This window comes from Phytohabitans sp. LJ34 (assembly GCF_052068095.1).
Taxonomy (GTDB): Bacteria; Actinomycetota; Actinomycetes; order Mycobacteriales; family Micromonosporaceae; genus Phytohabitans.
Map to the genome: position 1 here is coordinate 200,605 of NZ_JBQHDG010000007.1, position 22,959 is coordinate 223,563.

General features: G+C 71.1%; 25 protein-coding genes. 20 read left to right on the forward strand and 5 right to left on the reverse strand.

The window, feature by feature from the left end; genetic code table 11:
• The first annotated feature begins 84 nt into the window (after nt 1–84).
• The 12 genes from ACTMTJ_RS15060 to ACTMTJ_RS15115 all read left to right on the forward strand — a co-directional run bounded on the left by ACTMTJ_RS15060 (nt 85) and on the right by ACTMTJ_RS15115 (nt 10,469).
• Entirely contained in the window at nt 85–846 is a 762-nt protein-coding gene (locus ACTMTJ_RS15060) for an alpha/beta hydrolase (RefSeq protein WP_441217010.1), read from the forward strand.
• A gap of 56 nt (nt 847–902) precedes the next feature.
• On the forward strand, nt 903–1,229 hold the full coding sequence (locus ACTMTJ_RS15065; protein ID WP_441217011.1) for a PadR family transcriptional regulator: 327 nt from the start codon (nt 903–905) through the stop codon (nt 1,227–1,229).
• A 72-nt stretch (nt 1,230–1,301) separates the two neighbouring features.
• Nucleotides 1,302–1,613, forward strand: coding sequence for a DUF1048 domain-containing protein (locus ACTMTJ_RS15070; RefSeq protein WP_441217166.1), 312 nt, complete (start codon nt 1,302–1,304; stop codon nt 1,611–1,613).
• Nucleotides 1,614–1,640: 27 nt separating this feature from the next.
• Complete coding sequence (locus tag ACTMTJ_RS15075) at nt 1,641–2,567, forward strand: NADP-dependent oxidoreductase (protein ID WP_441217012.1); 927 nt, start codon at nt 1,641–1,643, stop codon at nt 2,565–2,567.
• Between the two features lie 36 nt (nt 2,568–2,603).
• Nucleotides 2,604–3,890, forward strand: coding sequence for a hypothetical protein (locus tag ACTMTJ_RS15080; protein ID WP_441217013.1), 1,287 nt, complete (start codon nt 2,604–2,606; stop codon nt 3,888–3,890).
• Between the two features lie 12 nt (nt 3,891–3,902).
• Nucleotides 3,903–4,196 (forward strand): SCO0607 family lipoprotein, encoded by a 294-nt coding sequence (locus ACTMTJ_RS15085; protein WP_441217014.1) that lies wholly within the window; start codon nt 3,903–3,905, stop codon nt 4,194–4,196.
• Between the two features lie 9 nt (nt 4,197–4,205).
• Nucleotides 4,206–4,679, forward strand: a complete 474-nt coding sequence (locus tag ACTMTJ_RS15090) for a hypothetical protein (RefSeq protein ID WP_441217015.1) — start codon at nt 4,206–4,208, stop codon at nt 4,677–4,679.
• Nucleotides 4,680–4,787: 108 nt separating this feature from the next.
• On the forward strand, nt 4,788–6,482 hold the full coding sequence (locus ACTMTJ_RS15095; protein ID WP_441217016.1) for a cellulose-binding domain-containing protein: 1,695 nt from the start codon (nt 4,788–4,790) through the stop codon (nt 6,480–6,482).
• Nucleotides 6,483–6,582: 100 nt separating this feature from the next.
• Nucleotides 6,583–7,641 carry an amidohydrolase family protein gene (locus ACTMTJ_RS15100; protein WP_441217017.1) on the forward strand — a complete coding sequence of 353 codons (1,059 nt, stop codon included), beginning with the start codon at nt 6,583–6,585 and terminating at the stop codon, nt 7,639–7,641.
• A 111-nt stretch (nt 7,642–7,752) separates the two neighbouring features.
• The gene (locus ACTMTJ_RS15105) at nt 7,753–8,775 is read left to right on the forward strand and encodes a LuxR C-terminal-related transcriptional regulator (RefSeq protein WP_441217018.1); all 1,023 of its coding nucleotides are present in this window, start codon (nt 7,753–7,755) and stop codon (nt 8,773–8,775) included.
• Nucleotides 8,775–9,347, forward strand: a complete 573-nt coding sequence (locus tag ACTMTJ_RS15110; protein WP_441217019.1) for a hypothetical protein — start codon at nt 8,775–8,777, stop codon at nt 9,345–9,347. The genes ACTMTJ_RS15105 and ACTMTJ_RS15110 overlap by 1 nt, the downstream gene beginning before the upstream one ends.
• A gap of 198 nt (nt 9,348–9,545) precedes the next feature.
• A complete protein-coding gene (locus ACTMTJ_RS15115; protein ID WP_441217020.1) occupies nt 9,546–10,469 on the forward strand; it encodes an alpha/beta fold hydrolase in 924 nt (307 codons plus the stop codon).
• On the opposite strand, the gene ACTMTJ_RS15120 is transcribed toward ACTMTJ_RS15115, so the two are convergent.
• Together ACTMTJ_RS15120 and ACTMTJ_RS15125 are read right to left on the reverse strand one after the other, a co-directional pair.
• Nucleotides 10,470–10,970 carry a hypothetical protein gene (locus ACTMTJ_RS15120; protein ID WP_441217021.1) on the reverse strand — a complete coding sequence of 167 codons (501 nt, stop codon included), beginning with the start codon at nt 10,968–10,970 and terminating at the stop codon, nt 10,470–10,472. It abuts the gene before it with no gap.
• A gap of 60 nt (nt 10,971–11,030) precedes the next feature.
• Nucleotides 11,031–12,077 (reverse strand): DUF5937 family protein, encoded by a 1,047-nt coding sequence (locus ACTMTJ_RS15125; RefSeq protein WP_441217022.1) that lies wholly within the window; start codon nt 12,075–12,077, stop codon nt 11,031–11,033.
• A 142-nt stretch (nt 12,078–12,219) separates the two neighbouring features.
• On the opposite strand from ACTMTJ_RS15125, the gene ACTMTJ_RS15130 reads away from it, so the two are divergent.
• The 5 genes from ACTMTJ_RS15130 to ACTMTJ_RS15150 all read left to right on the forward strand — a co-directional run bounded on the left by ACTMTJ_RS15130 (nt 12,220) and on the right by ACTMTJ_RS15150 (nt 15,380).
• Nucleotides 12,220–12,642: an ATP-binding protein gene (locus ACTMTJ_RS15130; protein WP_441217023.1), complete on the forward strand. Its 423-nt coding sequence runs from the start codon at nt 12,220–12,222 to the stop codon at nt 12,640–12,642.
• 175 nt (nt 12,643–12,817) lie between these two features.
• Complete coding sequence (locus ACTMTJ_RS15135) at nt 12,818–13,981, forward strand: Gfo/Idh/MocA family protein (protein ID WP_441217024.1); 1,164 nt, start codon at nt 12,818–12,820, stop codon at nt 13,979–13,981.
• An 11-nt stretch (nt 13,982–13,992) separates the two neighbouring features.
• On the forward strand, nt 13,993–14,568 hold the full coding sequence (locus ACTMTJ_RS15140; protein WP_441217025.1) for a GNAT family N-acetyltransferase: 576 nt from the start codon (nt 13,993–13,995) through the stop codon (nt 14,566–14,568).
• Nucleotides 14,569–14,786: 218 nt separating this feature from the next.
• Nucleotides 14,787–15,017 carry an LppU/SCO3897 family protein gene (locus ACTMTJ_RS15145; protein ID WP_441217026.1) on the forward strand — a complete coding sequence of 77 codons (231 nt, stop codon included), beginning with the start codon at nt 14,787–14,789 and terminating at the stop codon, nt 15,015–15,017.
• 9 nt (nt 15,018–15,026) lie between these two features.
• Nucleotides 15,027–15,380, forward strand: coding sequence for a helix-turn-helix domain-containing protein (locus ACTMTJ_RS15150; RefSeq protein WP_441217027.1), 354 nt, complete (start codon nt 15,027–15,029; stop codon nt 15,378–15,380).
• Between the two features lie 23 nt (nt 15,381–15,403).
• Here the strand turns inward: ACTMTJ_RS15150 and ACTMTJ_RS15155 are convergent, their stop codons facing one another.
• From ACTMTJ_RS15155 to ACTMTJ_RS15165, 3 genes are all read right to left on the reverse strand, one after another.
• Nucleotides 15,404–15,634 (reverse strand): hypothetical protein, encoded by a 231-nt coding sequence (locus ACTMTJ_RS15155; RefSeq protein ID WP_441217028.1) that lies wholly within the window; start codon nt 15,632–15,634, stop codon nt 15,404–15,406.
• 502 nt (nt 15,635–16,136) lie between these two features.
• Nucleotides 16,137–16,457 carry a hypothetical protein gene (locus ACTMTJ_RS15160; protein ID WP_441217029.1) on the reverse strand — a complete coding sequence of 107 codons (321 nt, stop codon included), beginning with the start codon at nt 16,455–16,457 and terminating at the stop codon, nt 16,137–16,139.
• Nucleotides 16,458–16,549: 92 nt separating this feature from the next.
• On the reverse strand, nt 16,550–19,816 hold the full coding sequence (locus tag ACTMTJ_RS15165; protein WP_441217030.1) for a DNRLRE domain-containing protein: 3,267 nt from the start codon (nt 19,814–19,816) through the stop codon (nt 16,550–16,552).
• Nucleotides 19,817–20,312: 496 nt separating this feature from the next.
• On the opposite strand from ACTMTJ_RS15165, the gene ACTMTJ_RS15170 reads away from it, so the two are divergent.
• From ACTMTJ_RS15170 to ACTMTJ_RS15180, 3 genes are all read left to right on the forward strand, one after another.
• Nucleotides 20,313–21,512, forward strand: a complete 1,200-nt coding sequence (locus tag ACTMTJ_RS15170) for a cytochrome P450 (RefSeq protein WP_441217031.1) — start codon at nt 20,313–20,315, stop codon at nt 21,510–21,512.
• Between the two features lie 10 nt (nt 21,513–21,522).
• Complete coding sequence (locus ACTMTJ_RS15175) at nt 21,523–21,723, forward strand: ferredoxin (protein WP_441217032.1); 201 nt, start codon at nt 21,523–21,525, stop codon at nt 21,721–21,723.
• Nucleotides 21,724–21,803: 80 nt separating this feature from the next.
• Nucleotides 21,804–22,949 (forward strand): serine hydrolase domain-containing protein, encoded by a 1,146-nt coding sequence (locus tag ACTMTJ_RS15180; protein WP_441217033.1) that lies wholly within the window; start codon nt 21,804–21,806, stop codon nt 22,947–22,949.
• The last annotated feature ends 10 nt before the right edge of the window (nt 22,950–22,959 follow it).

The following is a 22,959-nucleotide window of genomic DNA, read 5'->3' on the forward strand; positions in this document are numbered from 1 at the left end:
GTGGGTGCTCCTCGCTTCGTCACGGTCGGGCGATTGACGTAGGGGTCGCCGGGAGCGCCTGAGGCACTCCGAAAGGCGACACCCATGCATTCTCTGCACTTCACCGGCGAGACATTCTCGAACGGTCTCCGCGAACGCGACTTCACGGTGGGCGGCGTGCCCGGCGTGCTCTGGTCGCCGGCATCCGGGGCCGGTCGCGCGCCCCTGGTCCTGATGGGTCACGGTGGCGGCACGCACAAGAAGGCGCCGGCGATGCTGGGCCGCGCGCACCTGCTCGTGACCGGCGCCGGCCTCAACGTCGCCGTCATCGACGCTCCCGGACACGGCGACCGGCCGCGCACGGCGTACGACGAGCGGCAGATCGACGCCATGCAGCGGGCCATGGCGGCGGGTGAGCCGGTCGGCCCGATCGTCGTGCGGTACAACGGCGAGCTGGCGCGCCGCGCCGTGCCGGAGTGGCGGGCGACCCTGGACGCACTCCAGCGGCTGCCGGAGATCGGCGCCGGCGGACCGGTCGGCTACTACGGCATCAACATGGGCACCGCGATCGGGGTGCCGTTGACCGCGGCCGACACCCGGATCAGCGCCGCGGTCTTCGGTCAGTTCTGGCCCGAGTCCCTGGTCGAGCTGGCGAGGCGGATCACCGTGCCGATCGAGTTCGTGCTCCAGTGGGACGACGAGCACATCCCGCGCCAGGCCGGCCTCGAGCTGTTCGACGCCTTCGCCTCGACGCGGAAGACGTTGCACGCCAACGCGGGCAGGCACAAGGAGGTGCCGAGGTTCGAGGCCGACAGCGCGGTTCGGTTCTTCGCTCGGACCCTCAGCTCGGCAGGACCCACTACTTAGTGATACCGTGTACTGGTACTTAGTAATACGCAGTACCAGGACCGAAGAGGCCCGCTATGGACGACCTGACGGAGATGCTGAAGGGCACGCTCGAGGGCTGCGTGCTCCAGATCATCGGCAGCGAGGAGACCTACGGATACGCGATCACGCGTCGGCTCGACGAGCTCGGCTTCGCCGACGTCGTCGAGGGGACCGTGTACACCATCCTGCTGCGCCTGGAGAAGAACGGACTCGTCCAGGTGACGAAACGGCCGTCCGGGGTGGGCCCGCCGCGCAAGTTCTACGCGCTCAACGACGCGGGGCGCGAAGAGCTCGCGAGGTTCTGGGCGAAATGGGCGTACCTCTCCACACGAATCGACAAGCTCAAGGAGGGCGGGAGATGAGCTTCTGGGCGACCATCACGAACGTCGCGAGGAAATTGGCCCAGCTAGGAGGCTGACGTAGGCATCCAGGACATCGTCGAGGGCAAGAAGCAGTGGCGGGCGCACATGGCGCGGGTCAAGGCGCTGCCGCCGGACTACCAGATCGTCTACAAGGAGATGCAGAGGTACCTGTTCAAGGTCGGACCGGTCGACCTGCCGGACGGGCCGTTGCTGCCGGGGATCGTCGACTTCTTCGAGGAGGGCGTCGCGGCCGGCAGGGGCGTCCTGGAGCTCACTGGCACCGACGTCGCCGCCTTCTGCGACGGCCTGATCACGGACTCGCCCACCTACGCGGACATCTACCAGCAGTCCATCAGCGGAAAGCCCGGCACGCCCGAGAGGTGACCACACGGGAGCCTCTATAGTGGACCGATGCTGGGGGTCATCGCGGCCGCGCTCGGCGGGCCTGAGGTGCTACAAGTGACCGAGCTGCCCGAGCCTGAGGCGCAGCCTGGGCAAGTCGTCGTCCGGGTCCGCGCGGTGTGCGTTCACCCCGCCGACGTCGCCGCCACGACCGGACAGATCCCGCGCGGGCCGGTGATGCCACCGTTCCTGCCCGGGTGGGACATCGCCGGCGAGGTGGCCTCGGTCGGTGCGGACACGACAAACTTCCGGGTGGGTGACCGCGTCGTCGGGATGATCCCGTGGTATCTGACGCGGGGTGCGCCCGGTGGCTACGCCGAGTTCGTGGCCGCCGACGCCGACTGGCTGGTGCCGCTGCCGGACGAGCTCGACTTCGCGGCCGCCGCCACGGTCCCGCTCAACGCGCAGACCGCACACCAAGGGCTGGAGCTGCTGTCGTTGAGCCTGCCGCCGGCCGGCAGCAGCATCCTGGTCACCGGCGCCAGCGGCGGTGTCGGCGGCTTCGCCGCCCAGCTCGCCCTCCAGGGCGGCTACCGCGTCCTGGCGCAGGCCAGCGACGGCGACGAGGAGTGGGTGCGCGGTCTCGGCGCACAGGAGGTGATTCCCCGCTCCACCGACCTGGCCACGCTGAGGCCGGTGACCGCGCTGTTCGACGCGGTCCCCCTCGGCGAGGAGGCGGCCGCCGCGGTCGAAAACCGGGGCGTGGTGGTCACCACCCGCCCCACGCCGGCCATCAACCCGGCCCGCGGCGTGCGCCAGGACCTCCAGCTCATCAAGCTCGACCGCAAGCTGCTGGCCGAGCTTGTCGAGCAGGTGGCGACGGGCCGGCTCCGCACCCGCGTGGCGGCCACCATGCCGCTCGCCGAGGCGGCCGACGCACACCGGCGGGTGCTGGCCGGCGGCCTGCGCGGAAAGGTCGTGCTGACGCCGGGCTGAGCCGAGCCGGCAGCGGGCTGTGGCAGGATTGCGCGCGTGTCGCAGCCCCTCGACCGGTTCCGCACCCGCCGCGAGCAACTGCTGGCCGGGGTCTACACCCGGCTGCGCGACCTGGGCATCGAAGCCGTCTTCGGCGTACTGGTGCCGTACTACGACTTCTACGGCGCGATACCCGACGGCCTGACCGGCCTTTCCGTCCGCGACGCGGCCGCCACCGGGCGGATGCAGGTCACGGTCCTGGCCGCACGCCGCGACGGCGACACCTGGGTGCGCGACACCGACCTGGAGTACGACCTCGACAGCGACTTCGTCTTCGAGGTCAGCACCCTCGAGGGGCGCGGCGACGGCCCCGGCGACCCGCCCGCCATCTGGGCGCCGCGGCGACTGGTCCGCGCCGAGGAGGCGGTGGTCGACGCGATCCGGCTGTGGCACGGCTACCGGGACACGCTGCGCGCCAGCCCACCCGCCGCCGACCCGGCCCGCCGCCGCACCGAGCTCACCCGCCAGGTCGACGCCCGGCGCACGGCCGCCGCGGCCGCCCGGGTCCGCCTCGCGGCCGACCCGACGGCCGTCCCACCCCAGCAGCGCGAGGCCCTGGCCCGCCACCTGGGCGAGCTCGACCACGCCCAGCTCTGCTTCCACTTCCCCCGCGACAGGTTCGGCCGCTACGCCAAGGCCGCCGTCGTCGCACTCACTGGCTACGAGGCCGGCCTGAGCAAGCGCGGGCCGTGGCTCGCCGTGCGGGCCGACGGCGACGAGCTGGCCGTCAGCGTCGAGGCGCTGATCGGGGCAAACCAGGACCACCGATGGGACCAGCTGCCCTGGCTGTGGAGTACGACCCACCGCGACGCCACCCCCGAGCGGCGATGGCAGGTGCCCGACGCCGACACGGCCCGCCCCATCGCCGACCTGCTCGACCAGCACGCGCTCGCGGACGCACTCATCCGCTGCGGCGTCGAGGTCGACACCGACCTGGCCGCGCTGCTCGACGGCTACCCGATCAGTTACGAATACGCCCGCTACACCGACACCTGGGTCAAGACGCTGTACGAGCAGCTGCGAAACTGCGCACCGTGGCGGCTGGCCACCGCCTATCAGGTCTGGCGGCAGGAGCGGCAGGCCGCCCGCCGCCCGGTGACCGAGCCGATCGCCTTGTTCGGCCTGAAAGGGCTGAACCAGTCGACCAAACCCATGGTCGCCCTCTACGCGCCCGACGGCAGCCCCCGCCTCACGATGGCCTGGAGCGGCAGCAACGCCCGCCTCCCCCGCGCCCTCTGGGAGTGCCCCGCCGACCTGAGCGCCGCGCTCCTCACCAGCGCCTGACCGGAGGGCAGCATGGACCTCAGCATCATCCGGCGATGCCGCGTCGCCCTCGCGGCCGCCAGCCTGCCCGCCGCCTTGCTGGTCGGCGGATGCACGTTCCAGGACGCCATCTGCGGCTCCGGCGACTATCCGGTCCAACAAGTCGGCAGCACCGGCCGCCAGTGCGTCCCCGAGGACGAAGAGCCGCCAGCCGGCTGGACCCGCTATCCGGAGGGCAAGGAGCCGAGGCACGTGGACGACGAATGGGACGTCTACTGGCGGACCCACACCATCGACCAGAGCGGCAACATCATCCAATCCCAATGAAAGGGCTCGATGAGTACGACGTGGCGGCACCTGCCCGCTCCCGCCCAGGCGATCGCCGTCGCCGCCTCGGACGCTGTCGCCGCCGCGCGGGAGCGTGACCGGGACGCGCTCGCGGCAGCCGCCGGGCCGCTCGCCGCCGCCGAGGGTTCCGGACTCGTGCTGGGTGCGGTGGTCCGGCTGCTTCTGGAGGAGGCGCACCCGGACGGGCTGGGCGGTGACGACATCCGCCGGGTGCTCGAGGAGTGTGTGCGCGGCGCCGCCGCGTGGGAGCCGGCCGTCGATCCGCATGTGGTGCTCGTCCTGCTGGCCGGCGCGTTGGGCGTCCACGGCCAGGACGACGAGGCGCCCCGCCCGGCGGCCGATTCGGTGGCGCGGCATTCGGCGCTGCTGGTGGCCCACCTGCTGCACGCGACTCCGCGTCCGCTCGTGGGATACCTCACGGCGGCGTTCGCCGAGATCGAGCGCACCGAGCTGCACGACTGACCCACCGGGTAACGGGCAACCTTATTCATTCATTAAGGTAAATTGCCCCCGGTCGGTCCCGTCCATATGATCGGTCGCCGCGACGATCTACGGACAGGAGACAGCGACATGCGCCAACGACGACTCCGTGCTGTGGTGCTGGCGGCGGCCAGCGCCGCCGCGGTGGCTGCCGGTACGACGGCGGCCGTGGTGGCGCACGCCGCCTCGACCGGCTGCTCGGTCAGCTACGGCATCGGGTCGCAGTGGAGCACCGGGTTCACCGCGAACGTCGCTGTCACCAACCTCGGCGATCCGGTCAGCGGCTGGACGCTGCGCTGGTCCTATCCGGCCGGACAGACGGTGACCCAGGCGTGGAGCGCGTCGGTCTCGCAGAGTGGCGACGCGGTGACCGCGACAAACGCGGCGTGGAACGCCCGCATCGCCACGGGCGCCACGGTTTCGTTCGGGCTCAACGGCGCGTGGAGTGCCGCCGGCAACCCGGTTCCGGCGAGCTTCTCGCTGAACGGGGTGACCTGCACCGGCCAGGTCACCGCCACGTCGGAGCCCAGCGCGACACCGAGCGCCACCGCGTCGCCGAGCCCGACCGCCTCCCCCTCGCCGTCCGGTACCCCGAGTGCGACGCCGACCACGACGGCGCCGCCGGCGGCGGACTGCGCGAGGCCGGCCGGCGCCGCGCCCGTGGTGACCGTCACCCAGGTCGACGTCGGCGTGCCCGTCACCGGCTACGGGCGGGAAGGCGACACCGAGCCGCTGCCCATGGCGATCGCGGCGACGCCGTCCGGTGGGTCCTGGCTGGCGTGGCTGGGCACCGACAGCCGGGTGTACCTGGGCAAGCTCGACTGCGACGACCGCCTCGTCGGGACGCCCACCAGCTTCGCGGGCATCGACCTACAGGACGTGCAGGCGGACAGCAATGGTGGCGTGCTGCTGCTCACCCGGCGGGGCGAGTGCGGCGACGGACCGCTGTGCGGCGGCTCGTCCAGCCCGTGCAACACGATGCACATGGTCCGCTTCGACAACTCCGGCCAGCTCGTGTGGGAGCGGCAGGTCACCAACCTGAGCGAAACCCGCTCCGGCTACGACAACGGCGCCCGCTTCGTGTGGTGGTACCAGCACCACGGCCGGCTCGCGTCCGACGGCGCCAACTACGCGGCCTACTTCGGCGTCGCCATCACCGTCCAAAATGGAAGCTGCGTCGACGTCCACCAGGGCGACCGCATGCAGGTGGTCGGCGCCAACGGATCGCTGGTCTCCGGGCATCGGGACAGCTTCGAGGTGGGGTGCAGCCACAGCTGGGGCACCCGGATCGTGTGGGATCCGCGCACAAGCAGGTTCGCGATGGTGTGCGCCACCGACAACGCGTGCCGCATCGCGCAGCCGAATCCATATCGGACGGTGGCCGCCGGCACCTGCGACGGCACCCTCTTCGGTGGTGACCTGGTGCTGGCGAGCACGTCGGGCTACTGGACCGCGTGGAGCCAGGGCGGGCAGGCGCGCCTGGAACACTTCACCACCGGCGCGTCCGACACCACCGTGAACACCGCCGCGAGAACGAGCCATCCGCACCTGGTGAGCTACGGGACGGGCCGGATGCTGCTGGCCTGGGAGTCGGGTTCCGCGATGGCCGCGCAGGTGTACGACGCCGGCAGCGGCACGACCGTGGGCGCGCAGTTCACCGTTGGCGTGCGCGACCACAACTTCCAGGCCTTCAAGGCGTACGCCGACGGGAGCGCCGCCTACCCGGCCGCCGGCGGCAACAGCACGTCGATCCGGATCGCGCGCGTGCTGCCGATGAGCGGCTGATCCAAGGGTCTTCCCGGGGGTTGCATCCCCGATGTACCGGGCGGGGCGGCCCGGTCCACCATGGATCGGCAACGCGTCCGCGACCTCTGGGAGGACCACAATGGACATACGACTGACGAGGCGGCACGCGCTTCGCGCGACAGGCGTCACGGCCGTGGCCGCCGCGGGCCTGGGCAGCGCGCCGGCCTCCGCCGCGGGCGGCACCGCGCGGTCGGCGGGCGGGCGGATCGACACGCACCACCACGCGGTGCCCGAGGTCATCCGGCAGTGGGCCATCTCGCGCGGGCTGCTACCGGCCGAGGGCGGGCCGTCCTGGGCGTACTGGACCGAGGACGACGCGCTCCGCCTCATGGCCGACAACCAGATCGCGGCCGCCGTGGTTTCCGCGCCGGTGCCCTCGATCGCCTTCGCCGACCGGGCTCTGGCCGAGGAGGGCGTGCGGGTGTGCAACGAGGCGTACGCCGCCCTCGTCGCCAGGTACCCGGGCCGCTTCGGCTTCTTCGCCAACGTGGCGCCGCTGCATCTCGACCTCGCGCTCGAGCAGGTCAGGCACGCGTTCGACGACCTCGGTGCGGACGGCGTGCTCGTCATGGCCAGCGCCGGCGGCAAGTACGTCGGCGACCCCGCCTTCGACCCCCTCTTCGCCGAGCTGCACCGCCGCCGCGCGGTCGTGTTCATCCACCCCGACGGGCTGCCGGACACCGAGCTCGAACTTCCCGGCGTCTCCAACTCCCTGGCCGACTTCCTGCTCGACACCACCCGGGCGGCGCTCAACCTGATCGCTTCGGGCACGCTGGAGCGCTATCCCGACCTGAAGATCATCCTGTCGCACGCCGGCGGTTTCCTGCCGTACCTCGCCGGACGTGCCGAGTCGCAGGGGCGGCAGGGCGAGTTCGTCGACCCGGCCGTCTTCCGGCGGGCGCTGCGCGCGTTCTACTACGACACCGCCATGCCGGCCTCGCCGTATGCCATGCCCACCCTGCTCAAGGCGGTGGGACCGAGCCAGATCCTCTACGGCACCGACTTCGCGGCCCGGCCGGCGACGGAGGTCGGCGTGATCACCCGCGACCTCGACGGCGACACCGCCCTCGACAGGCACACCCGGCGCGCCGTCAACCGCGCCAACGCCCTGCGCCTGTTCCCCCGGCTCGGCGGCTGACCCCAGCCGGGTCCGATTGCGCATCTGAGCAACGGGCTGTCGCGGCGGTCTGGTGCCGGCGAGCCGCGAGTGGTCTAGTCAGGCGCCATGGGGGAACGAGGGTTGATTGCCGTGGACACGGGGGCCACGTCGACAGCGGTGCCGTCGCTGGGCAGGTGGGGCCTGTCAGCACACGCCGACCTCGTCTACCGGACGCTCACCGTGTGTCACTCGGCCACGTGCCGGGAGCTGGCTCGCCACCTGGATGTCCAGGTGAGACGGATCGCCGAGGCGCTGGACGAGCTGGCCGCGGTGGGCGCGGTACGCCGGTACTCCCAGGGTCGCGACTGGCGGTGGACCGCGGTCGCGGTCGACCGGGTGCTGTCGCTGCTGCACCGGCGCCGGGCGCCGATCGTGCTGGAAGATCGGCACCGCCGCCACCTCGCCACGGTGGCCGGCCTGTCCCTCGACCGGATCCCCGCCGACGCGATCCGGCGGATGCCGACCCGCGCGTCCGCCCGCGCGCGGATCGCCGAGCTGGCGACGCTGGAGCGGCACGAACACCTGGCGATCAACACCGAAGACCCGATCACCGCCGATGCGGCCGCGGCGGCCGCCCCGCTCGACCGGGCGCTGCTGGCCCGGGGCGTCAGGATGCGGACCATCGGCCGACCGCCCCAGGACGGCGGCCGGCGCGCGGTCCCGCCGGCCGGCAGCGAACACCGCGAGGCGGACGACCTGCCGCTCAAGCTCATGGTGTTCGACCGGCAGGCGGCGCTGTTTCCCGCGGACCCCACCGATTTCAACGCCGGCGCCGTCGAGCTCAGCGATCCGGACGCCGTCGCACACCTGACCCAGCTCTTCTATCGGATCTGGAGTATGGCCGACGACCCGCGCCGACAGGAGACGCCGCACGTCATGCTGACCATTCGAGAGCAGGCAATCGTGGCGCTGCTGAGCGCGGGAGTGAGCGAGGAGGAGGCCGCCTCCCGGCTGGGCCTGAGCCGCCGCACCGTGGTCTACGCCCTCCGCGCCCTGATGGACCGCCTCGGCGTCGAAAACCGGTTCCAACTCGCGCTGGTCCTCGGAGCCGCCCACGCTGTGCCCATCCCCACGAGCGAATCGACCGCTCCCGCTACGCCGGAGGAGCCCTGATGCCCGCACGCGGCCTTCGTGCCACGCTGCTCACCGCGGCACTCACCACCGCCGCGACACTCGCCGCCGCCGCGCCAGCCCACGCGGCCGATCCGATCGCGTGGAACATGGCTCCCTGCGCCACAGCGATCCTGTCCGAGGCGCAGTGGGACCAGGGCGCCCGGATGTTCGTCGTCAACGGCGTCGCCACCCAGTGCGCGCCGGTGGCCAGCTCCGGCGGCGTCCGCATCGCCACCTACAAGCCCACCGCGGCCAGCGCGAGCGCTCCCGGCTACAACGTCCGCCTCTTCCCCGACGCCACCCCGGGCGCCACCCGCCCCTTCGGCGTCGCCGCGGTCCCACCCACGGTCGGCGAGTACGGCGTCTGCGTCCTGGCCGGCGCCCAGGAGCGCGTGGTCTGCGCGCTGGTCACGGTGTCGTCCTACCAGGGCCGTCTTGTGGCGCCCATGTCACCCCTTCCTGTCGACGCGCCGCTCGTCGACAAACCGGTCGTCACCACGCCGTACACCGGCGCGCTCGCCCCACCCGCCAAAGACGGCGGCCCCGGCGGCACCTGCGGCACCTGCTTCTAGGGGGCGCCCGTCCCGTATACCCGCCCAGACAGTGACAGGGCTGCCCTCTTGAGGACAGGGGCGGGAGGGGTGAGCGCGACCAGCGGTGGACGGGTGAGGCCGCGGGAGCAGCGGTCCGGACCACGACGGACGCCGCGGTAGCTCAAATCTCTGTCTAATAAGGGCTGACGCGGATGTGGGCGAATAGGCTCGGCGAACGTGACGACGTGGGGAGGAGCCGGACTGGTGCGGCACGGCGACGGTGAGTATGTGTCCACGCCGCTCGGCCCGCTGTACGTCGAGGTGGAGGGCAGCGGTCCGCCCGTCGTGTTGGTGTCCGGTGGGCCGGGGGTGAGCCACGTCCATTACCACCCGTGGTTTTCGCGGCTGGCGGGCGAGCACACGGTGGTGTATTACGACCATCCCGGCGTCGGCCGGTCCGGTCGCCAGGCGGGCCGCGGGGTGTACACGGTCGCGGCGTACGCGGCGGCGATCGAGTCCGTCCGCGTGCACCTGGGCGCCGACACCGTCGCGTTGGTGGGCCTGTCGTTCGGCGGGCTGCCGGCCATCGAGTACACCCGCACGCATCCGGGGCGGGTGCGGCGCCTGGTGATGAGCAACGCCGTCCACAGTGCACAGGCGTGGCAGCGCGGCAACATCGACAGCGTCAACCACGAGATCTCCACCCGCTATCCCGAGGTGTGGGGCCAGATCCTGGCGCTGCGCGAGCGCGGGGTGCTGTCGCTCGCGGACGAGTACCAGGAGCTGATCGGTGGCGTGCTGCCCGAGCTGGAGTGGGCCGATCGCCTTTCCCATCCGGCGCTGACCAAGCCGGCGGAGCCGGTCGACCGCTACAACCCCGGCGCGTACGCGGCGTTCCTCGGGCCCGATCCAGAGTGGACCGTCGGCGGCAGCCTGGCAGGCTACGACCCGGGCGCGGGTCTGGCCGGGCTCGACGTCCCGGTCCTGATCGTCTCGGGGCGGCACGACCGGGTGACGCCGGTGGCCGTCGCGCACATGCTTCGCGAGCAGCTCCCGGCCGGCACGACCCGTTGGAAGGTCTTCGAAAACGGCGCCCATCGGCCCTGGGCGGAGGAGCCGGACCCCTACTTCGCCGAGCTCGCCGCGTTTCTGGCTCCGTGACTACGGCGTCGGCAGGGCCGCGCCCAGGTGATACGCCGCGTGCCGGTAGGGCTGCCGGCCTGGGACGGTCATCGCCCGCTGCACCACCGCGCCCGGACCCGCCCGCCAGGACTGCTCGTCGTAGCGCGAAAGCTCGTCGAGCATCGACCGGTGGATCGTGTCGAACCGGCTCAGCAGCAGTGCCACCGGCAGCGTCCGGCCGGCCGCCACCCCGCCGGTGTTGAGCAGGCGGCCGACCTCCGGCTCGTCCCACGCGGCGTCGAGACTCCAATGTCGACGGCCGCGCGCCATCTCGGTCAGTACCGCGAGGTTGATCTCGTCCCACATCAGCACGTGCGCCACCAGGTCGCGTAACGACTCGCAGGAGTCGCCGAGTGGACGGCCGTCCACCTTGTACAGAGCGGTCAGCTCGTCGTCGGTGCGCTCCTCGACCCGCGCGGCCAGCAGCCCACGGTCGGCGGCGACGAGCCGGCGCGCCTCGTCGATCGGAAGGACGGTCATGCCGGCCACCGTAGATCGGGCCGGCGCCGAAACTGCCAAGCCTGCCGAACCTCGGCAGTCTTAGCGGCGCAGCGCTTCCAGCAGGTCCGCGCCGAGGGCCTGGATGGCTGAGTCGTTCAGCGAGTACCGGACGAAGTGGCCCACCCGCTCAGCTCGCACGAGGTCGGCGGCGCGCAGGACGGACAGGTGCTTGGTGACGGCCGACTCGGTGAATCGCCACAGCCGCGCGATCTCGCGTGCGGATCGGGGCTCCACCGCGATGGCGCGGCACACCTCCAGCCGCGCGGGGTGGGCCAGGGCGCCGAGGCGGCGCACCGTCAACCGCCGGTCGGCGGCACGCGGCGGCACCGGGACGGGATAGTGCACGACGACCGGCCGGTCGGGCTCGTCCGCGACGTACAGGTGCTGGCCGCCGAACCGGGTGGGCACCAGCACGAGCCCGCGCCCGGCGACCGGCACCGTCTTGTTCTGAAACTTGTCGACTACCAGGCGGCCGGACCCGTCGCCGGTGCTGACGGCCGGTGACAGGTCGCGCAGACTGGCCGGCCACCCACCGCGGCGGGTGCGGGCGCGTACCTCGGCGCGCAGTGTCGGTGCCGACCGGCGCCACTCGTCCCGGAAACACAGGTGCCAGAAGCGTTCCAGCACGGCGGCGAGTGTGTCTCGCGCCCTCTCCGGGTCGTCGAGGACGAGCTGGACCGCGCGGGTCGCGGCCGGCCCGCGGGCGCGGGACAGTGCGACGACCTCGGCCCGCTGGTCGGCGATGCGACCGGACCGGCCCCGCACCCGCAGCAGCGGGCGGAGGGTCAGCTCCGCGAACCGGGCCGGGGCGAGGGCGCGGAGCCAGGCCGGCCAGCCCTCCCCCGGCGCGAAGGTCGGATCGACGAGCCACACCGGCCGGATCGCGCTGACCGTGAACGACCACGCCTCCAGCGCGGCGGTGAGGTCGGCCGGCAGCGCGCTGCGCGTGGCGGCCGCCCAGTCGGCCCGGTCGGTATGGTGGCCCTCCGCCACGAGCACGTGCCACGCCGACGCCAGCTCCACCAGAGGTGAGACCGCGAAGCTCACCTCGGTGGAGTCCTCCGGTACGAGCAGCGAGATCGGCATACCTGCGAAGCTAGCGGCACACCCGGAAGCAGGCTGTGCCCCACCGCCTGATCCCCACGAAAGCACCCAATCCGGACAACCAGGTGAACACATCGATCAACAGGGGTATTGGGGGTTGAGAGTTTCCGGGAGGGAGATGCCGATGACCGCTGACGGCGAGGAACAGCGCACCGTGATGGACGAGGTCGTCACGCGCGCGAGCCTGACCCAGTTGAGACACCATGTGCTACGCCTGGCCGATCGCGCCGGCCTGGAGGTCGAACGCGGCGAGGCATTCGCGGTCGCCGTCAACGAGGCGGTCAGCAACGCCATCCGGCACGCGGGTGGCAGCGGCGAGGTCACGGTCGTCCAGGACGACGAGCGCCGGTTGATCGCCGAGGTCAGCGACGCCGGGCCGGGAATCCCGTGCTCGGTCACCCTCAGCCTGCCACCGCCGCAGGCGATCGGCGGTCGTGGCATGTGGCTCGCGGACAAGCTGGCCGATCACGTCGAGGTCCACAGTGGTCCTGGCGGGACCACGGTCCGTCTCGAAATGGCCCTCGACCAGCCGCCGCTATCGGGGTAGCTCGAATAGGACATGTCGGGACACCAGCATCTCCGTCATGAGCGGTGGCTGGTCCATGAACCGATTCGGTCATCTTCCCAGCCTTGATGTGGCAGCGCGAATGCCCCGGGCCGCGGAGGTACCGTGTCCTTCCGCCGCTACATGCGGCGCCGCGAAACTGAGTCACGGGGGTCGCATGGTGGAGACGTTGGGCGTCGCGGTCGTCGGGTTCGGCTGGATGGGACGGGTGCACACCCAGGCGTACACGCGCCTGCCGCACCACTACCCCGAGCTGCCGCTGACCGTGGCGCTCGTCGCGGTCGCCGACGAGGTGCCCGGCCGGGCCGCCGAGGCCGTGTCCCGCTACGGCTTCGACACCGCCACCCGCGACTGGCGGGAGGTCGCCGCCGACCCACGGGTCCACGCCGTCAGCATCACCGCGCCCAACTTCCTGCACCGCCAGATCGGCGTCGCGATGGCGGAGGCGGGCAAGCACATCTGGATCGAAAAGCCGGTCGGGCTGACCGCCGAGGACGCCCGCGCGGTCGCCGGCGCCGCCGCGGCGGCCGGGGTACAGGGCACGGTCGGCTTCAACTACCGCAACGCACCCGCCGTCGAGGTGGCCCGCGACCTCATCGCCGCCGGCGAGATCGGCGACGTCACCCACGCGCGGGTGCAGTTGCTCAACGACTACGCCGCCCATCCCGAGGGCGCGCTCACCTGGCGGTACCGGCGGGAGCTCGGCGGCAACGGCGTCCTGGGCGACTTGGCCTCGCACGGCGTCGACCTGCTCCGCTTCCTCGTCGGCGAGATCGACGCGCTCACCGCCGACACCGCCGTCTTCGTGCCCGAACGCGCCCGCCCCACCGGCGCCACCGCCGGCCACGCGCGCGCCACGGGCGGCGAGAAGGGCCCGGTGGAAAACGAGGACTACGTGTCCTGCCTGCTGCGCTTCGCCTGCGGCGCGCGGGGCGTGCTGGAGGCCAGCCGCACGTCGGTCGGCGAGCAAAACAGCTACACCTTCGAGGTACACGGCACGACCGGCGCCGTCGCCTGGGACTTCCGCCGGATGGGTGAGCTGCGGGTCAGCACCGGCACCGCCTACCAGGACCAGCCATTTAGCACTGTCTACGCTGGACCGTTGCACGGCGAGTACGCGGCGTTCCAGCCCGGCCCCGGCATCAGCATGGGCTACGACGACCTCAAAGTCATCGAAGCCGCCCGCTTCGTCCGCTCCATCGCCCGCGGCACCCCGCTCGGCACCGTCCTCGACGACGCCGTACGCAGCGCCGAGGCCCTCGACGCCATGGTCCGCTCCGCCGCCGCCGGCACCTGGGAACGCCCAGCTCAGCGTGGATAGAGTGCGAGACTGTGCGGACACCCGAGATCACCGTCGCCACCCCCGCGGACCGCGAGGCGGTCGTCGGCAGCATGGTCGCCGCGTTCGGCGACGACCCGGTCCTGCGATACCTCTTCCCCGAGGAGGCGACCTACTCGCGGTACGCCGCCGCCTTCTTCGGGCACCTCTTCGACAAGCGCGTGCGAAAGCAGACGATCTGGACCATCGAGGGCGGCGCGTCGACCGCGATCTGGGAGCCTCCCCGCGCGCCCGACGACTCCCCCGGCGGCGACCTGTCCGCTCAGCTGCCCGCCGGCCCGCTCGCCCGCGTCCTCGCCTACGACAAGGCCGTGCACGCCGCGCTGCCCGACGCGCCGTTCTGGTACCTCGGCGTCCTGGCCACCCACCCAGCCAGCGCCGGCCGCGGCTGGGGCCGCGCGGTCATGCGCGCCGGGCTGAGCCGGGCCGCCACGGACGGCCTCCCGGCGGTCCTGGAGACCAGCAACCCGGCCAACGTCGAGATGTACCGCCGCGCCGGATGGCAGGTGGTGCGCACGATGACCGAGCCGCTGCCGATCTGGGTCATGCGGGTGCCCGGGGGCGCCTGAACCGGGGGTGTCGCACACCGGACCCGGTGACATCTCCTCCCAGCCGCCCCCCACGTTTCCACCGCTGCGAGGAATCCGTGTCGCTGTTTCGCCGCGTCTACGCCATAAAGCCGCTCCGCCCGGTGCTGTTCGTCCTCCTCATGGGAGTCGTCTTCGGCGGGGCCTAAGGCGGCCACTACCTTCTCGGCTCCCCCGACGTGGCCAAGGTCGGCCAGTGCATGAACGACGGCAACCCCGTCTCCATGCGCACGACGGACTGCGACAAGGACAAGGCCCAGTGGGTGATCGTCGGCCGCGTCGAGGGCGAGGACCTCGAACCCGAAAAAGCCTGCGCCGCGTACCCGGAGACCGCGACGTGGCTCGAAAAACGCGGCCGCGGCGAAGACTACGTACTCTGCCTCGCCGAAAACCGCCGCGACCGGGCGGCAGTCGCACTCGCCGCCCAGTAATCTCTGAGAATGAGCGCGGAGTTCGCCGTAATCTTGCGGGGGCTGATGGACAATCGCCGGCTGTCCCCGAGAGCCATGAGCCGGGCATCGGCACGGGCCGAAGCGACAATCAATCAACTACTCACCGGAGCGGTCCCACCGACCGCGGACATCCTCGAAGACATCGCGCCGGTGTTGCAGCTGGACCTTGCCGATTTACTGGTCATCGCCGGCCTATCGACGGTCCCCACACCTGGGCGGCCCAAGCCTTACAAAGCGACCATGGAGATCGGGTCGCTGGTGGCGGCCGCGAGCGCCCTGACGCCCGAGCAGGTTGGCGGTCTGGTGGAGACCGCGCGCAGCCTGAAGCAGGATCGAGGGTGACGACGTGCGGAGCTTCCGCCCGATCAACGAGCGGGATGACGAACTATTCGATCCTGAGGGTCGTATGAGGTCAGCCCGTATTTCGCTGCCAGTTCTACCAACATCGGTGCGACTTCTCTATGGCGGGACCATGCGATGTTGGCGATGACGCATTCTTCGTTTCGATACAACGGCGATGTCCAAGGTGATTCTTCGGCGTTCTCCTCGGTAAGGTCACCGAAAATGCCGACTACTTCGTCGTAGAACTCGCCCACCGCCGGATTGCGATCACACACACACCTAACTCACCATCGGTAAGCCGATCGTATATCTGCGCCGCCTCCTCCGCGGTAGATGACTTGCTTTCGAACCAGAAAGTCAGGTCGAAACTCACTGCTCCCCCTGCGCTCGGACGGCCGGAACCACTGTCGGTTGGTCGATCATACTATCATCGCCCCAAGCCCCTATCGGTCGACCCAAACGTCGAAGACTCCGACCAGCGTTCTACCATCTTTTGTCGTGACCGAATTCCCCGGCTCGTTCAACCAGTCGTCGAATGCCTTTTGGGCAGGGCTTCGTTTGGCGGTGCCGCCCTTCGTCTCGATCCCGTACCATTGGCCGTTGATTTCGACGGTGCCGTCGTACTTACGGACTGGAAAGCCAGGTGCCGTGACTGGAGTCTCGGCACGTATGACGGTCGCCCCGTCAAGTTCAAGTTGATCCCAGGCAGTGACCTCATCATTGGCCCCATCGCGGCAACCACCCGGACGAGCCCGGCTACACGGATCCAGCCCGCGCGACCGGTGCGACGGAAAGGTCACGCGCCGAGGTGGCCGCGGTGGCCAGGTCGGCCGTTGCCTTGCCCGGCGCCGGCCAGGCCACCGTCGGCGGCGCCTTGACCTCACGGCCGGCAGCTGTCCATGTTGGACGCTGCTTGGCCTTGACCGGGGTCACCGCTACCCCGGTGACATCCTTCGGCTTCGGCGGCTGCCACGACGGCGGTGCGGCCACCGCGACCGCGTTGAGCGCGACCGTAGCGGCCACGACGGCGGCGACGACTCCCGCCGCGCGTCGCGCGAACCGGCCCGCCACGGTCATCGCCGTTCCCGCGAACGGACGTGACCTTCGCACAGCGCCCACGGCGCCTCCCCATCTCGCGAACCGCACCGACCTGCTACCGGGTGGAACCGCTACTGCGAAGCGAACTGCTGGATCTCGTTGTCGTCCCACATCTGCTGGGCGGCGTACACGTGGTCGACGTCGCCGATCCACAGGTCGCCCGCGCCGGCCAGGTGCATCGCCCGGCCGATCGTGAACGGGCCGGTAGCCGCCCAGGTGCCGTTGACGGCCGCTTCGGCGTAGGCGCCGGAGACCGCCGGGATGCCGTTCACGTACAGCTTGATCTTGAGGTTGATCGGGTCGTAGACGCCGACGAGGCTCACCCAGTCGCCGGGTACGACGTAGTCGGTGGTGCACGCGGCGTCCGAACTCGCACCGGACGAGTCCGTCTGCTTGAGGCTGAAACACCACGCCGGATCCGCGACGCTGTCGCCGTCGAGGTCGCGGTCGTCGCGGAACCCGAGCCGGAACCGGGACGTGTCAGTCCCGTCCTGCCCCACCGCGGTGCGCCAGCTCGTCGGGTCCGTCAGCCGCACCCACGCCGCCACCGTGTACCCGCCGGTGTGTGTGGTGTTCACGACCGGTGACGCGGTCTGTAGCGCGCCCGTACCGGCCAGCGTGACCGCGGAGTCCCCGACGTACCCGGTATCGGCCCATGTCACGCCCGTCCCGGAGACGGTCGCGGGGCGGGTGTTCGGCACGGACGCGGCGGTGGTGCCGGTGCCCTCGTCCAGCGCCCAGTGCCAGACATCGGTGTTCGGCGTGACCAGGAACTGGTAGACCCTCGGGTCGGACGTGAACCCGGCGGTGTTACGGGACTGCACGGACAGCACGTTCAGCCCGTCTTTCGGCGGGGTGACCGAGGCGACCGTCGTGCTGCCGGTCACCTCCCGCAGCGACAGATCGTCCCAGTACACCGCCTTGTTCGAGCCAGGCGGCCAGCCGTTGTAGATGCGCACGAACACCTCGGTCGCGTTCGACGGGAGCGACACCGCGACCGAAACGAAGTTCCAGGCCTCGGTCGCGGTCGCCTTCGGCGACGGCAGCTCGAACTGGGCACCGCCCGAGCGGTAGAACAACACGATCCGCTGCCCGCGACTCGTCCCCAAGGTGCCTGGAGGGTTGAGCCCGGTCGTCGCCGGCACCCAGATCCACCCGCTCATCAGGTACCGCTTGCCCGGCTGCATGCCCAGCCGCAGGCCGCCGTTGTCGCCGCCGACCGTCGCGTAGGTGTCGCCCTGGGGGCCGTAGACGTTGGCCGACGTCGTCGCGACGCTCACCTTGAGAGCACCGATGCCACCGTGCCCGAGATTCGGGCTGCGCCAGATGGTCGCGTTTGCGCCTGCCGTGAATCCCGTCTCGTCCGTGGACACCTGCTGCTGGTTCGCCGTCAACTTCTGGGTCTGCGGGGTACCCGCGGGCACGGTCACCGCGTTGGCGCCGTTGAGGCTGTAGACGTACTCCTCCACGTCGGCCGCGCCGTTCGGGCCGAACGTGAACGATCCCGCCTGTCCGGGGCCTCCGTTCCAGGTGCCGGTCTGCTTCTCCGCGTATGGGGTGCCCGACACCGACGGCAGGGACGGGTCCTGGGTGTTGACGGTGAAGGTGAACCAGCCGGAGAAGTCACCGCACGTGTTGCTGTCGCAGCCACGCGCCTTGAAGTGGTACGTGCCGTCCGGCAGCGCGGGCGTCACCCGCCAGGGCCGGGAGGTGCCCGATGCCACGCCGGTCACCGCCGTGCCGGACGCCGCCTTCCGCGTCGTCTTCGCGTTGTCCCACACTTCGTACTCAGCCCGCAGCGTCCCACCGTCCGGATCGGACATGACCGCCGCCACCTGCGGTGCGCCCGACCGCACGACCGCGGGCGACGCGCATGCCGAGTAGCAGGAGTCGACGGCCAAGCCGGTCGGTATCCGCGGCTCGCGGTTGTAGACGAGCTGGACGTACGGCGAGTGGGTGCCCTCGGAGGAGTCGAACTTCTTCCACCCGTTGTGGTTCGTCTCGCTCGTCGCCCGGATACCCACCGTCGCGGTGCTGCCGCTGTTGTTGAACACGTACTGGAAGACATCCTTCACCGACGAGGACACCCACCCGTCGCCGCAGCCGGAGTTGTAGCCCTTGGTACCCGTCGACGTGCCGGCGCGGGCGGCCCACGAGGGTTGGCTGCCCCATCGCGTGCTGCTGCTCACCGAGGTGGTACGCCACGTCTCCCACTGCATCGCGGTGCACGACCACGAGTGGAAGTTCCAGAGGAACAGCTCCGCCGACAGCACCGTCGCGCCGGCGTAGCCGCTCATGCCGCCGAACGCCAGGAACGAGCGGGCCGTGCAACCGGACCCGCAGCCCTCGTCCGCGTCGTCGCTGAATCCCAGCCGCAGCTGGGTATCGCCGGACTTGTCGGTGTTGACGATGGTGTCCTGCACGTACGCGTCGAAGGCGGGCTCGAGGTTGACCGACGGGTCGATCGTGACCGGGTAAACCACCTGCGGGTCGGCCAGGAATGCCGGATCGGGTGTCACCACCAGTTCCGTGTTCTCCCCGGCGCCGGTGGTGGACAGCCCCACCTCCGCCCGGCGCACCGGCTCCCCCGACGGTGAGCGCCGCGCGTCCCACATCTCCGCCGGTGGCACCTGAACCACCGCACCCGAGGTAGTCCGCAGCTCCAGACCACCGGCGGGGCGCCGCGCCACCGCCAGGTCGCCCGTGTCCCACGGCATCGCGACCGAGGCCACGTGGGCTGCCGCCTGGCGGTCCCGCACGATGAGGAAGTACTCGAAACCCGTCGGTCGTGCCTCGACGACGAGGTCGACGCCCGGCTTGACGTCGGCGTAGGTCGCTTTGCGGCCGTCCAGGACCGGCTCGGGCAACGCTCCCGACCAGCCGAGCGTCGTGCGCTTGCTTCCTTCGCCCAAGCCCACCAGGGCGCCCTCGCCGGCCGCACGGGCGCCCGACAGCCAGAGCCGGCGCGGATGTGCCTTCGGCGCCACGCTCCCGTCCGGCCGCCGTGCCAACGTCAGGTCGACGTCGACCCAGGAGCCGGCGTCGTCGCGCGTCCGGACCGGCGCCATATGCCTGGTCGTCTCGAACGTGCCGTCGGGACGGGCCACGGTCCGCGACGTCTCCGACGTCAAGCTGGTCACGACCACCGGGCGGCGTTTGCGGTATGCCAACAAAGCCGCCGACTCCTCGTCGAACGCCGTCAACGGCTCGGCTGCTGGCGCGGGCGCCGGCGCGGCACCCGCCGATGCCGGCGGCAGCACCGGCGCCAGTGCGGCCACCAAAGCGATCGCCAGGCCGACCGCGAGGCGGCGGCCAGTCGACTGTCCCCTTCGGACCATCGAAGCCCAAGACACGAACGGCCAAGCCCGCACGGCAACCCCCGTGGTCCGATAGATAAGCGGACTTCAACGTAAGGGCGAAGCCACGGGCCGTAAAGACTTCGGCGGATTTCCAATCTCGAACGCAGTATGCAAAAGCTACCCGATCGATCCAAGATCCTCGCATCACCCAGCGGGCGCCAACCGATCCCTATTCGCCCAGCGAGCGCCATACGCTACACACCGGCTCGAAGCGGCCACGCGCTCCGGAGTCAAGCCCCGGACAGTGCGGTCCGTTCGGATCGGGGATGGCGTCGGACGGTCAACCTGGACTGTCCACATGCGATGGCGAAGCCAAGGTACCGTCGCCTCCGCGTAACTGACCACTCGGGTGTCAGCGGACGGCCGGAGCGGCTGTACTCTCCCGCACGATGAGCGTCGCCGGCAGCTCGACCCGAGGCGTCGCTTCGCGACGGCCTTTGTCCTATGGTGTAGGGAGGCATCGAAGGAGGGCGAAGTGACCTCGTCACAGCCGGGCGCGATGACACTGCCGATGGAGCGCGACCACCCCTTCGATCCGCCCGCGGAGCTGCGGCGCCTGCGCGCGGGTCGACCGATCAACAGGCTGGCTTTTCCGGACGGTCACCTGGGCTGGTTGGTGACCGGTCACGCCGCGGCCCGGCAGGTGTTGAGTGATCCGCGGTTCAGCGCCCGCCAGGACCTGCGCCACTTCCCGGTCAAGCTGCCGTTCATCACCGAGCAGCGGGGGCCGGCGCGGCCCGGCTGGTTCGTGCGGATGGATCCGCCTGACCACACCCGGCTCCGGCGGCTGCTGACCGGCCAGTTCACGGTCCGCCGGATGCAGCAGCTCACGCCGAGGATCGAGGCGATCGCGCGGGATCACCTCGACGGCATGGAGCGGCAAGGCCCGCCGGCCGACCTCGTCCAGGCCTACGCGCTGCCCATCCCTTCGCTGGTCATCTGCGAGCTGCTCGGCGTGCCGTATGGCGAACGCGAGCAGTTCCAGCGTCACACCTCGACGATGATGCGCCTGGGTGCGACCAAAGAGGAGTTCATGGGCGCCCTCGGGGAGCTGAGCCAGTACCTGTACAAGCTGGTGCTGGCCAAGCGCGCCGCGCCGACCGACGACCTGCTGGGCGGCCTGGCGGCGGGCGGCGAGCTGACCGACGAGGAGCTGGCCGGCGTCGCGATGCTGCTGCTGATCGCGGGTCACGAGACCACCGCCAACATGCTCGCCCTGGGCGTCTACGCCCTGCTGCACCACCCGGACCAGCTCGCCGCGCTGCGCGCCGATCCCGAGCTCATGCAGGGCGCCGTCGAGGAGCTGATGCGCTACCTGTCCATCATCCACACAGGACTGACGAGGACCGCGCTCGAAGACGTGACCGTCGAGGGCGAGCGGGTCGCCGAGGGCGAGACCGTGGTCGTCTCGGTGGCCGAGGCAAACCGCGACGGCGGGCAATACAGCGCACCGGACACATTGGACGTCACCCGCTCGGCGACCGGACACATCGGGTTCGGCCACGGCGTGCACCAGTGCCTCGGCCAGCAGCTGGCCCGGATCGAGATGCGGATCGCCTACTCGGCTCTTTTCGCGCGCTTTCCCGGGCTGCGCCTGGCCGCGCCACCCGACCAGGTGCCGATGCGCAGCGACATGGCCGTATATGGCGTGCACCGGCTCCCGGTGTCCTGGTAGGAGCGACGCGGTGCGGGTCACGGTCGACCGGGAGCGCTGCGCCGCCGCCGGCATGTGCGCCCTCACCGCACCCGACGTCTTCGACCAGGACGAAGAGGACGGGCGGGTGCTGCTGCTCGACGCCGATCCACCCGCGGCGCGGCACGCCAAGGTCCGCGAAGCGGTCACCTTGTGCCCGGCACAGGCGATCGGCCTGCCCGACCGGTCCTGAGCGGGGTATGGCTAGCGGTACCTTTCGTTCGGGGGTTCGCGGTATCGGATCGGCCACCGCACCCTGCCTAGCATGCCGTCATGCGGACTTTCCTGACCCGAATCGCGTTCGCGGGCACCGCGTTGGTGGCCCTGACGGCCGCGGCCGGCGCCTCGTCGCCACCCGGTGAGCTCCAGCGGCACGCCGATGCCGTCCATGCGCTCGGCATCACGGGTGTGCAGGCCCGCCTCGTCACCGCCGACGGCCGCCACCACGTGGCCACCAGCGGCGTCGCCGACCTGCGCACCGGGCGGCCGGTGCCGCCGGACGGCCACTTCCGCATCGCCAGCACCGGCAAGGCGCTCTCGGCCACCGTGGCCCTGCAACTCGTCGGCGAGGGCCGGCTGCGCCTGGAAGACACCGTGGAGCGCTGGCTGCCCGGCGTCGTGCGCGGCAAGGGCAACGACGGCCGGCGGATCACGGTACGCCACCTGCTTCAACACACCAGCGGCATCCACGACGACATTCCCGACTACGCCACCGAGGCCGACTTCCAGCGCCACCGGTACGACATCTACACGCCCGAACGGCTTGTGGCGCGGGCGATGGCACACCGGCCGGACTTCAAGCCGGGCAAGGGCTGGGGCTACTCCACCACCGGCTACATCCTCGTCGACATGATCATCGAACGGGTCACCGGCCGCCACTGGTACGACGAGGTCGACCGCCGCATCGTCCGGCCGCTCGGCCTCGCCCAGACCTCCTGGCCGGGATACTCGCCCGCGATGCCGCGGCCGCACGCCCGGGCGTACCAGCCGTTCGAGACCGGCGCGCTCGTCGACGCCACCGAGCAGGTCATCCCCGACGGAGGCTCCGCCATCATCTCCACGACGCGCGACATCAACACGTTCTTCCGGGCCCTGCTCGGCGGCCGGCTGCTGCGCCCGGCACAGCTCGCCGAGATGACGAGTACCCGGGAGATTAGCCCGGAGATGGCGGAGGTCCTCCCCGGCGCCCGCTACGGCCTGGGCCTCTTCGAGCGCCCGCTGCCGTGCGGCGGCACGTACTGGAGCCACCCCGGCGGCTGGTCCGGGTACATCACCGACAACGGCGTCACCGCCGACGGCCGGCGCAGCGTGGTGCTGTCAGTCTCGAGCGTGCTCGGCCCGGATGGCTACCTCCAGCAGCAACGAGCCGCCGACACGCTGGTCGAGTCCGCCCTGTGCGGCCCGCGCACCGAGCGCTAGCATCGATGGC